The organism is Ruminococcus sp., from assembly GCF_017549005.1.
Taxonomy (GTDB): Bacteria; Bacillota; Clostridia; order Oscillospirales; family Ruminococcaceae; genus Ruminococcus.
This window is the reverse complement of the sequence record NZ_JAFYYT010000030.1, coordinates 30,754-41,799: the sequence shown is the minus strand read 5'-3', so window position 1 is coordinate 41,799 and position 11,046 is coordinate 30,754. Positions and strand designations below refer to the sequence as shown.

The window sequence follows — 11,046 nt, the reverse complement described above, 5'->3', positions numbered from 1 at the left end:
GTTCTTTGTAAGGATACTGCTGTACTGTGACGGGAAAGTACCAACAACAGAGTCGTTTGTACCGCCTGTGATCATGAATACCTCAGGCTCGGGACCTACGTTTCTGAACTTGAACTCGCTCTCCTGCATACAGCCGGGGTGGCTCATGAATGAGTCTGTACCTGGTGTGATACCCGGTGCAGGGCAGGCGCCGCCTACGTAACCGAATACGTCAGGGCGCATGATTCCACAGTAGATAGCCTCACGGCCGCCCATTGAGAAACCTGTGATAGCTGTGTTCTCTCTGCCTTCCTTTACAGAATAGTTCTCCTTGATGAAAGGAAGAAGGCTCTCTGTTACGTCATAAAGGAAGTTGTCGTACTCAGCACAGGTCTGCTGGTTGATACCGCTCGGGCTGTTCATTGTCTTACTTGTGAACATATTAGGAGTTACAACGATGAACTCCTCAGCCTGACCGCTTGTCATAAGGCCTGTCATGAGCTCCTGAACGCCCATACCGCTTACCATGTCGTTTTCGCTGCCCATGATACCGTGGAGAACGAACATTACAGGATACTGTTTGCTTGAATTATAATTAGGAGGCAGAATTACGTTACAATTCTTCTGCTTTCCTGTATATTTACACATATAGGTCTTCTTCTCGACCTTGCACTGGCTGCTCTTCTCAGCTCCGCTGGGAACAGTTGTAGGCATATCGCCCTTGATCTTAGCGTTGAGACCTGACTGAGCATTACCGCCGTTGCCTGCGTCTGAACCGATGTTAGCGCCGCCGCCGTTAAATCCTCCTGCGAAGCCGCTCCAGTCCATACCGCCCTGGACGCCACCGCCGCCGAACTGGCTCATATCGAAGCCGCCCTGACCGCCGCCGCCGAACTGGCTCATATCAAAGCCGCCCTGGCCGCCGCCGCCGAACTGGCTCATGTCGAAGCCGCCCTGGCCGCCGCCGAACTGGCTCATATCAAAGCCGCCCTGGCCGCCGCCGAAGCCGCCCATGTCCCAGCCGCCTGCCTGGCCGCCGAAGCCGCCTTCTACTTTACCGTCGGAAACGTTACCTAAATCGATGTTTCCAACAGCAGCTGAAGTTGAAAACGGAACGCTTGCTGCGATCATCATTACAGATACGGTTCCGCTGATGACCTTCTTGATTTTTGAAATTTTCACTTCAATCACTCCTTTGTTTTTTAAAAAGCAAATTTATGATTTCAGTAATCCCCGATCGAGCCTATTGCTCTTTTTTTATTTATCTGAACTTATTATACACTGACCACTTTTCAATAACAAGTCAAATCTTGCGGTCGTTATGCATTGTGTGCAAAAGTTGCTTGCGTATCTTTAATTTTCAGTCCAAAAGCAACAGTTTAAAGCACCTAAAAATATAGATAAATCGTGAAAAAACAGTGTATTATCTGTGATTTTGCTTTTGTATCAAAAATTTGATATATAAATTTCATATACCACCTGTTTATTCTTTCGCAAATATGCCGGAATGCAAAATACAGCCGATACACAGTTAAATGATATCATTCTGAACACGATATGTTTTTACATTAACAACTTTTTTCAACTTACAGTCACAATACTATTGATTTTCTGACGACCGAATGGTATAATTAAATTGCAGTCATGAACGCGGCAGGCGTTCACTGCTTCCTGATTTGTTTATTATGATGTTCAGAGAGCGAGGGAATACAGTGAAAAACATATCCATCGTAAAAGCAGACATTACAAGCCTTGATACAGACGCTATCGTCAACGCCGCAAACAACCATCTTTCGGCAGGCGGAGGCGTTTGCGGGGCTATCTTTTCAGCGGCAGGCTATGCCGAACTGAAAAAAGCCTGCGATAAAATAGGCTTCTGCAACACAGGCTCGGCAGTTATAACTCCCGGATTCGAGCTTAAAGCCAAATACGTGATACACGCTGTAGGTCCCATATGGCGCGGCGGCGATCAGGACGAGGAAAAGCTGCTCTACAGCACCTACTACCAGTCACTTATGGTCGCAAAGGAAAACGGCTGCAAGTCCATAGCTTTCCCCCTTGTTTCGGCAGGTATCTACGGATATCCTCAGAAAGCCGCATGGGAGACCGCTATCTCAGCCTGCAGGGACTTCCATAAAGCCGAAAACTCTGATATTGATATAGTTTTCTCGGTACTGCGTGATGAAGCCTATGAAATGGGCAGCGAGATCCTCGGCAAATTCGGTGCGGCACATTCCGACAAAAGCGAACCCACGGAATACAAGCTCAGGATCGGCGGTCGGTCCTTCGACGCATATTTTTTCCATAATGCAAACGAGCCCTACGGCTTCCTCAGCAACTGGTACCTCTCCGATTTTACCGTTGACGGCATAAAGTTCACCTCTATGGAGCAGTACATCATGTACAGCAAATGCCTGTGCTTCGGCGACAGCATTACCGCCAAGGATATCCTTGCCACAGATGACACGGCTATGCAGAAGTCCCTCGGCAGGAAGGCTCAGAACTACATCGACAATGTATGGGCAGGCAGGCGCCAGCTCATCGCCCTGAAAGGACTTTACGCGAAGTTTTCGCAGAACGACGGCCTCAGGAAGCTCCTCCTTGACACAGGGGACGCATATCTTGTTGAATGTGCGGTAAACGACAAGGTCTGGGCCTGCGGTATAGACCTCCGCGACGAGAGCCGGCTCAACGCGGAAAAGTGGTCGGGACAGAATATCCTCGGCTTTGCACTTATGGAAGTCCGCGATTCTCTCAGAGCACATGAATAGGAACTAAAAAAGCTGTGATACAATGTATCACAGCTTTTATCTGTATTTAAGCCCCGGATTTTTCTGATAGTAATTCTTCTTGTCAACGTACATCTTCTCGTCGGCATATCTCATGGCTGTAAGTATATCGCTGTTCTTCTCAAAGGAGCTCGTTCCGATGGCAAAACGGACATTTTCCGTCTTTTCCGCCTGTGAACGGAGCTGAGCCACTCTGCTTTCCAGCTCTTCCGCAGCTGTTCCTGCCGCGATCACCATGAACTCGTCGCCGCCTGCGCGGTAAACGTCGCAGTCGTAAAAAACTCCATTTATCAGCGAAGCCGCCGTTCTGAGGGTATTATCTCCCGCAACATGACCGCCCTCGTCGTTCACGCGCTTGAGACCGTTGAGGTCGGCAAATACGATAGCACGAGGGTGCTTCAGCTTTACCTGTCCGCTCAGAATGCTGTCGACGAAATTATTCATGGTATTTCTGTTCTTAACACCGGTCAGAAGGTCTATGGAGCTCAGTATCTCCAGCCTTTGCAGGAGCTGATAATTCGATATCTCCGAAGCTATGAAGAACGATGTGAGTTCAAGGGTCTCCTTGATCTTGACCGTATTTTCCACGTTGAAGTTCAGCGCCCACATATATCCGAGAGTCTCTCCGTTGTAGTTCAGAGGAAAGAGCACGATGCTCTTAACGCCTGCCTGGGTAAGGGACTCATGCCACAAGGGATTTGTCTGTTCGAGCCATTTCATGTCCTTTTCGTCCTTGATTATGACGCAGGTGCTCGCACCGATAGTTTTCTTCCAAGTCGCGGCTATATCAATGAAGTTCTCGTCGAGGTAGGTATCCATCGGAAGCAGTCCGCTGCCCTCCCTGAAAGACTCGCAAAGCGTGACACACTGCCGCTCGTTCTCGTCCGTAAGGAGTATGCAGCAGTGATCCGAGCCGCATATCCTGCGGATATCTTCTATAACATCGTAAAAAGCCTGTGCAGTATTGTCCGAACCTCTCAACTTTATGCAGGTCCTGATAACATCGGCGGCAGTATCCGCCGAAAGATTGGACATACGGTCTGCGTCTGCGTGAGGAGTAGCCTCATACGAATAAATGCAGTAGCCTATGTTTTCCTTGTCGGATCTGAGGGGAAACAGGAACATATTGACCCATATCCCCAGTTCATTCAGATTTATATAGGTATGCAGCGGAGTGCCGAGGAAAGCGCTCCTGTAGCAGAAATCCTCAAAATTAAGGTCCTTCGGGAAGAAATGATCGTAAGGAGAATCGGGTACGAACTGCTCGCCCTTTATTTCGAGCACCGCGTCGCAGTACAGCTTATTTCCCGTAACTATGCGGATATTGCCGTATGAACCGTCCTCAAACCTTTCAACAGAGATAATACAGGTCTTCTGCTTATATGCGTCCAGCAATTTTTCAAAATCCATACTATCCCCCCTGCGCCTCTTTGCGCTGTATTTTCTTGTAATATTATACCATTTTCAGGGCTATTTGTCAACACAATTATGTATAACGTTCAATAAACTTCGTGTGTATTGATTATAATTTTGAACTTTGCTTCTCTGCCAAACACAGTCTATCCTGTAAAAACTCACAAAAATACAATTGTCATTTTAAACAAGACGGGAACGGATTAATTGGTAAAAACTACAAATTATTCTCTCATTCCCTTCTGTTCATAATTTGTTTTCAATTATTTAGCCAAAATGTGATATTATATTATTGGGTAGTGATATTCTTTTTATGGATATCATTTCAGGGCAAATTCACCGTTTAAAGGTTGAAAACAAATATTTCACATCATTAGGGGGAGACTGTTTTATGAGCAACATAAATATTGATAACTATTCTTATGAAGACGCAGCAAAATTTATCGGCAGCAGCGTTGATTGCGTAATTATCGCCGATGACGAGACCGATAAATACAAAGCCCTAAAAAAAGATGGTATGTTTGCCGATTATATCGACGATGAGGGAGATTATATCGAGCTTGTCAAAAAGCTTTGGTATCACTTCCATAACAGCGGCGATGACATAACTGAGGATTATCATGTATTTATCCCGAATGAAGGCAAATTCCGCGGTAAATACAGCAAACGTGTAAACATTATCGACAATGACGTCACTCATGTGGTCCAGATGTCTGTTTATCCTATTGAAGCTAACCATATCTATCTTTTCATACTTGACGAGCTCGAAAAGGGTATGTTCGTAAATGAAGAACTTACAGTTCAGAAGGTCAATACTATACAGAGCACCTATCTTTTCTCAATGTACATAGACCTCGTCATGGATACTACCAGCAGTATCAGCGTAACTGAGATCTCCGATGACGTTATGCAGCAGGAGATAAAGTACTCCGAGTGGAGAAACATGATCATCAATATGATCTGGCCCGATGACCAGCCTCTCTTCCTCGAAAGAACAGCTCCCGAGTACCTTAAAAAGAACCTTGCTCCCGGACGTACCACATCCTTTGACTGTCTTATGATGAACCTTGAAGGCAAGTACATATGGGTAAAGCTCATATTCAGCCGTTCGGAAACAAGCAATGAGGACGATTTCCGTTTCGTATTCATGGTTCAGAATATCCATGAGAACTCCATAGAGCTCCTTGAGACCATGAAGAAGTATGAGCAGCTCGCTTCACGCGACTCTCTTACAAACGTATTCAACCACGGACGAATGGAGACCGAGATAAGAAACGCTTTGAGGGAGAAAAGTGTCAAGAACCGCGATGTATCGCTTATGATACTGGATATCGACTTCTTCAAACACGTTAACGATAAGTTCGGTCACTCCACAGGCGACGTTACCCTTGTACAGTTCACAAAGATAATTACCGACTACATACGCGACCTCAATGCAGTCCTCGGACGCTGGGGCGGCGAGGAATTTGTAGTTGTATGCTACGATACAGGAAGCGAGAAAGCGATCGCTTTAGCAGAGGGACTCCGCAGCACTATTTCAGCAGAGCCTTTCGGAAAGATCGGTCAGATAACCTGTAGTATCGGCGTTACAACAATAAATTCGGACGATACATTTGACGACGCCTTCAACCGTATGGACAGAGCGCTCTATAACGCAAAATCAAGCGGCAGAAACTGCGTAAAGTCCGTATAAACCATTATAAATGCAAAACAGCCATAAGGAAACATGATTCCTTATGGCTGTTATTTTTATCTCTGCGGAAGAAAATAGTTGAGAGTATTTATAAAACTCAGAACATTTTTCTCGTTTCTGGATTTTGCAGACAGCTCAAGTCCGAGATTTGAGACGCTTTCGATATGTAATCCCGTTTTTCCGTCGGGAAGAACTCCCAGCACGACATTGATCTTTTCGCCCCATGTCGTCAGGGAAATACCGTTGCTGAACTGTACTCTGTACCGGTAACGGTCAGCGTTCACAACGCCCAGCTTCAACTGAGCGCCTGTACGCATAACAGCGTCAAGAACAGCATTCATATCATAATTATATGCGAAATTCTGTTCATATCTGCCCCAAGCCACTGCGATTTCTCCTTTTTGTCAGGCTCAGGCCTTGTTTACGCTTCCGAAGAGCTCCATCTTTTCCTTAACCTTAGCCTTGATAGCGTCTACGCCGGGAGCGAGAAGCTTTCTTGGGTCGAAGCCCTTGCCCTGCTTGTCCTTGCCTGCCTCAACATAGCCTCTTGTAGCCTCTGCGAATACGAGCTGGCACTCTGTGTTAACGTTGATCTTAGCAACACCGAGTGAGATAGCCTTTGTGATCATATCGTCAGGGATACCTGTACCGCCGTGGAGAACGAGAGGCATATCGCCTACTGCCTTGTTTACTGCCTCGAGAGTCTCAAAGCTGAGTCCCTCCCAGTTTGCAGGGTATACACCGTGGATGTTGCCGATACCTGCTGCAAGGAAGTCAACGCCGAGATCAGCGATCATCTTGCACTCAGCAGGGTCAGCACACTCGCCTCTGCCGATAACGCCGTCCTCTTCGCCGCCGATAGCGCCTACCTCAGCCTCGATAGAAAGGCCGAGATTGTGAGAAGCGTTTACGAGCTCAGTTGTCTTTGCAACGTTCTCAGCGATCGGGAAGTGTGAACCGTCGAACATAATAGAAGTGAAACCAGCCTTAATGCACTTGTAGCAAGCCTCATATGAGCCGTGGTCAAGGTGAAGTGCAACAGGTACAGTGATTCCGAGGGACTTGTCCATAGCTGCAACCATAGCTGCAACAGTCTCGAAGCCGCACATATACTTGCCTGCACCCTCTGAAACGCCGAGGATAACAGGAGAATTGCACTCCTGAGCTGTCTGGAGTATAGCCTTTGTCCACTCGAGGTTGTTGATATTGAACTGACCTACTGCGTATTTGCCTGCTCTTGCTTTCTTGAGCATTTCTGAAGCTGAAGTTAACATAGATATAATTCCTCCTGAGAATTCATTTAAGGGGGATCAAGACCCCATCGTTAATATTATATCATAGCTTGCTGTGAATTGCAAGAGTTTAATAAAAAATTAGCAATAATAGTCTATTAAGCAAGTTTTTAGTAATCAGTGCACAGTGATTAGTTATCTAAGGTCTTGTAGGGGACGGCGTCCTCGACGTCCCGGGGGTTACGAAATTAAGAACCAAGAACTAAGAGCTAAGAACTAAGCGGGGACGCCCGTTGGGCGTCCGCACCTTATCAAAATGGAACATAAACTTGTAGGGAACGCCGCCCTCGGCGTTCCACAGGGCGGATAATATCCGCCCGTCTGTTTGTACGGATAGCCCCATAAAAAAGTAGGGGCTGATACCTTCATCAGCCCCTGCCATATTTATTCGTTTACTTCACTGTTGTTTTATTGATTGTCATCATCTTCAATATCAGACTCTGCCAGATCAGGGAATCTTTTTTCCATAATGGTTGTCACTGTATAAAAATTAGAGCGTATCAGATCAATATTCTCGCACATATCTCCGAATGCATACAGTGCTAAACTTGAAACATAACCCAACCCTATGGATAACGGTATAAGCAATACAGCCCAGAATGTCGTCTTGGAAACAAGAACCAGTCCTTCGATCGTACCTATAACAGCTATTACCCAAAAAAGGATTTTTGCAGCTAATTTTAATTTCTTGCCTGCTTCCTTAAACATAAATGATTACCTCCATAATTATTAAGACATTTTATCAATTTCATTTCAAAATTCATGCAACATATAAAACCATGACCTGCAGCAGTTAAGATCGTTCATTCTTCAAGCCTATAAACCCATAACGGCTTATCCTGGCTAACCTTTTCATCAAAAACATAGAGCCTTCCGCACTCAGGACAGCGCCACACATTATAATCGTCCTTGTTACAGAGAGAAAGGAACGGGATACTGTCCTCAAAGGAAAGCGCGTCCAGAGTTTTGTCCGAATACACCCAGAACTCGATATCGTTGGGCGACTCGCCGTTCCACATATCATTTCCGCACCTGCATATCAGATGTGCCATAATAAGCCTCCTTGAGAAAAGGGCGGATAGTCCCCTCCCTAATCAGTTCCTGGTTCTTAGCTCGTAATTCTTAGTCCTTAGCTCGTTCACGAGCTTCTTGAAAGCGTCGCCGCGCTCCTCGAAGTTCTTGAAAATACCGTAGCTTGCCGCCGCAGGCGACATAACGCAGCTCATGCCCTCGGGAGTTATCTCCGCGGCAAGCTTCACAGCCTCCGCAAGGTGGTCTGCGTAGTGAACACGCTCCTTATTGCTGAAAGAGCCGCTCGCCTGTATCATATCGTACACGCGCCTGCCCGAAGCTTCCATGCATATAACGCGCACATCGAAGCCCGAAAGGAAGTCCACAAGGGACTGATAGTCGATACCTCTGTCCATGCCGCCGATGAGTATTGTTCCCACCTTAGGAACGCTCTGCAATGCCGATATTGCCGTAGCACAGGCAGTTGAGATAGAATCGTCATACCAGCGTATACCTCTCACCGTATCAACAAATTCCAGTCTGTGAGCAAGGGGATCGAAGCTGCACAGAGCCTTTGTGAAGTCCTCCTCCTCAACGAGATCCTTGCATACGTCCCACGCAATGGCTATATTGTAATGGTTGTGAGTTCCGAGAAGCTTTATCTTATCGGTGGGTATCTCGTAATCCTCGTCGTCCGAGTCCCATACCACGCCATTCTCAACGTAAACGTCGGCGGAATCGTCGGTATTCGAGACAGTTACCACAATAGACGGCATATCATCGGAAACAATGCTGCTGTTGCACCACAGGACATCGCATACGTCCTGATGAAGATAAATGTTCTTCTTGGCATTGTAGTAGTTCTCCATAGTGCCGTAGTGGTCGAGGTGCTCCTCATAGAGATTGAGGAATATCGCCGACCTTGGGGATACGGTCATATATTCGAGCTGGTGGCAGGAGAGCTCGCAGACAACGACCGTGTCATCGTTCATGCCCTCTGCAATGTCAAACACGGGAATACCGATATTTCCAGCGATACGGCAGTCCACGCCGCTCTCATGGAGAACGTGGTATATCAGCGATGTAACGGTACTTTTGCCCTTTGTTCCCGTAATACCGATTATCTGCTCCCTGTACACCTCAAAGAACACCTGTGTTTCGCAGGTTATCATGCATTTAAGCTCCGGAAGGCTCTTTTCGAGGACGATACCCGGGCTCTTGAACACCATATCGAAGCGGTCAAGGCATTTCTGGTAGTCCTTACCGCATATAAGCTCAACGCTCCCGGGAAGTCCGTTTGCCTCCCTGTCAACGGGATTGAGGTCAGCTATGGCTACCGCCTCCGGCGAGCAGTACTTCTCCAGTATCTTCCACGTAGACTTTCCTTCCCTGCCGAAGCCCAGTATGCATACCGTCTTTCCCTCGGTGTATTTCTTTATATATTCGCAGAATTTGTTCAAAGCAGACGCTCCATTTCCTTAGTAAGAATAGTCTTGAATTCGTCGGGCAGGAGATTCTGCTCGTTGAACGAACCGCAGCACTCCGCATTGAGCATATCAATATGCTCGGGATGATAGAGTCCGCGCTTTTTGTAATCCGCAAGCAACAAAGGGAGCTCCTCCCCTTCCTGTTCCAGCCTGCGTATAGCCAGTGATACTGCTAAATTCACCTCGTCGATACTGCCCACGCACTCGAAAGGCTTATGCTCGGACTGACCGATGAGCTCGATGAAGTATTCCCTCATTTTAGGGTCGCTCAGCATATCCTTGCCGAAAATCTTCCTGAGCTCCGCAAGACTGAGGAACGGCGAAAGGATAAGGCTTATGAACAGGCACTTCGGGCACTCTCCGCACCATATATCGGGCGAGACCTTGCTGCCGAGGTTACAGCTCCTGAAAACGGACAGGTACTTCCTGTGTGAAACGAACATCTTTGCTATCTGGAACTCCGCAAGAGGACGCAGGAAGCTGAAATAATACTGTCCTGTACGCAGATATTTCTCCTCATATTCATGGAAATCCTGCTCGAACTCGAAGCTCTTCGAGTACTGGTGATTGACGTCCTGACCCACAACAGTGCTCTCGTTGGCGCTGGATTCGTTGGAAAGGACGATATATTTAAGTCCGTTGAGGTAAGCCGTTATCTCCGCAGAGAACGCAACTATCGCCGAAAACGGCGTATGACCGTTGATAAATCCCTTTTCGTTAAGTGCGATAAGAGAGCGGTCAAAGTGGCGGTGAGAGATGATAAGCGCTTCCTCGGGAAGTCCTGCTGTCAGGACTGTATCGGTTATGGAGCGGCGCTTATTGATAGAATAGCACAGGCACTTCTTCCCTGCCCTCAGCAGAGTCTCAAGTGTCAGGGCGGAGTCCTTTCCGCCGCCTATAGGCACAAGGCAGCCCTCGCGCTCACGGTAGAACTCCCTGAGGGAGCTGTCGTAATGACCTGTGGGGACTATCTTCACAAAGCTGTCGAAATCCGCAGATATGCCGTTGACGAAGAAAAGCTCTCCAAGTCCCATGAACCACAGCTTCTTCCACCAGTTTATCTGCTCGTCGTCGAGCTCTCCGCACTCCACGCGGAACTCGGGAGAACAGGTAGCTTTCCAGTAGCTTACAGCCTCCGCCATACCCAGCGAAAAAGCCAGCCTCTCAAAGCAAAGGTCGCCCTTTACCTTGAAGCCCTCGGGCTTGCGGAAACTCCAGCTCGGGCGGAACTCCGCTAGCTGCGGCACCGAGAACTCATAGCCTATCTCCACGGTATCCCTGGTTTCGTTAACATAATACGCCTTATAAATAAAAACGGGATATTTTTCCCTTAATTCTTCAAATTTACCCATTTAGACCCTCCGAAAAAGAATCAGCAGTGA

10 protein-coding genes are annotated in these 11,046 nt (G+C 47.3%); 2 read left to right on the top strand and 8 right to left on the bottom strand.

Annotated elements, in window-relative coordinates; all coding sequences use genetic code 11:
* Positions 1–1,161: alpha/beta hydrolase-fold protein (locus tag IKW96_RS07775; RefSeq protein ID WP_296572750.1), on the bottom strand; the 1,161-nt coding region annotated here is incomplete at its 3' end.
* Positions 1,162–1,691: 530 nt separating this feature from the next.
* On the opposite strand from IKW96_RS07775, the gene IKW96_RS14820 reads away from it, so the two are divergent.
* The gene (locus IKW96_RS14820) at positions 1,692–2,750 is read left to right on the top strand and encodes an NADAR domain-containing protein (protein ID WP_367112951.1); all 1,059 of its coding nucleotides are present in this window, start codon (positions 1,692–1,694) and stop codon (positions 2,748–2,750) included.
* A 36-nt stretch (positions 2,751–2,786) separates the two neighbouring features.
* Here the strand turns inward: IKW96_RS14820 and IKW96_RS07760 are convergent, their stop codons facing one another.
* The gene (locus IKW96_RS07760; RefSeq protein WP_296572747.1) at positions 2,787–4,178 is read right to left on the bottom strand and encodes a sensor domain-containing diguanylate cyclase; all 1,392 of its coding nucleotides are present in this window, start codon (positions 4,176–4,178) and stop codon (positions 2,787–2,789) included.
* A gap of 394 nt (positions 4,179–4,572) precedes the next feature.
* Between IKW96_RS07760 and IKW96_RS07755 the strand changes: the two genes are divergently transcribed.
* Positions 4,573–5,874, top strand: a complete 1,302-nt coding sequence (locus tag IKW96_RS07755; RefSeq protein WP_296572744.1) for a GGDEF domain-containing protein — start codon at positions 4,573–4,575, stop codon at positions 5,872–5,874.
* Positions 5,875–5,930: 56 nt separating this feature from the next.
* Here the strand turns inward: IKW96_RS07755 and IKW96_RS07750 are convergent, their stop codons facing one another.
* From IKW96_RS07750 to IKW96_RS07725, 6 genes are all read right to left on the bottom strand, one after another.
* On the bottom strand, positions 5,931–6,260 hold the full coding sequence (locus IKW96_RS07750) for a hypothetical protein (protein WP_296572741.1): 330 nt from the start codon (positions 6,258–6,260) through the stop codon (positions 5,931–5,933).
* A gap of 24 nt (positions 6,261–6,284) precedes the next feature.
* A complete protein-coding gene (fba, locus tag IKW96_RS07745) occupies positions 6,285–7,148 on the bottom strand; it encodes a class II fructose-1,6-bisphosphate aldolase (protein ID WP_296572739.1) in 864 nt (287 codons plus the stop codon).
* 426 nt (positions 7,149–7,574) lie between these two features.
* Complete coding sequence (locus IKW96_RS07740; protein ID WP_296572736.1) at positions 7,575–7,874, bottom strand: hypothetical protein; 300 nt, start codon at positions 7,872–7,874, stop codon at positions 7,575–7,577.
* Between the two features lie 95 nt (positions 7,875–7,969).
* Positions 7,970–8,218: a hypothetical protein gene (locus IKW96_RS07735; protein ID WP_296572734.1), complete on the bottom strand. Its 249-nt coding sequence runs from the start codon at positions 8,216–8,218 to the stop codon at positions 7,970–7,972.
* 42 nt (positions 8,219–8,260) lie between these two features.
* Entirely contained in the window at positions 8,261–9,637 is a 1,377-nt protein-coding gene (gene murD / locus IKW96_RS07730; RefSeq protein WP_296572730.1) for a UDP-N-acetylmuramoyl-L-alanine--D-glutamate ligase, read from the bottom strand.
* Positions 9,634–11,016 (bottom strand): hypothetical protein, encoded by a 1,383-nt coding sequence (locus IKW96_RS07725; protein WP_296572727.1) that lies wholly within the window; start codon positions 11,014–11,016, stop codon positions 9,634–9,636. Before IKW96_RS07725 ends, murD begins: the two co-directional genes overlap by 4 nt.
* Positions 11,017–11,046: the final 30 nt, after the last annotated feature.

Bases quoted from the DNA above. Each gene is read 5' to 3' on its own strand.
- IKW96_RS07735 (WP_296572734.1), bottom strand. From the start codon at position 8,218: ATGGCACATCTGATATGCAGGTGCGGAAATGATATGTGGAACGGCGAG.
- IKW96_RS07760 (WP_296572747.1), bottom strand. From the start codon at position 4,178: ATGGATTTTGAAAAATTGCTGGACGCATATAAGCAGAAGACCTGTATT.
- IKW96_RS07755 (WP_296572744.1), top strand. From the start codon at position 4,573: ATGAGCAACATAAATATTGATAACTATTCTTATGAAGACGCAGCAAAA.
- IKW96_RS07740 (WP_296572736.1), bottom strand. From the start codon at position 7,874: ATGTTTAAGGAAGCAGGCAAGAAATTAAAATTAGCTGCAAAAATCCTT.
- IKW96_RS07725 (WP_296572727.1), bottom strand. From the start codon at position 11,016: ATGGGTAAATTTGAAGAATTAAGGGAAAAATATCCCGTTTTTATTTAT.
- fba (WP_296572739.1), bottom strand. From the start codon at position 7,148: ATGTTAACTTCAGCTTCAGAAATGCTCAAGAAAGCAAGAGCAGGCAAA.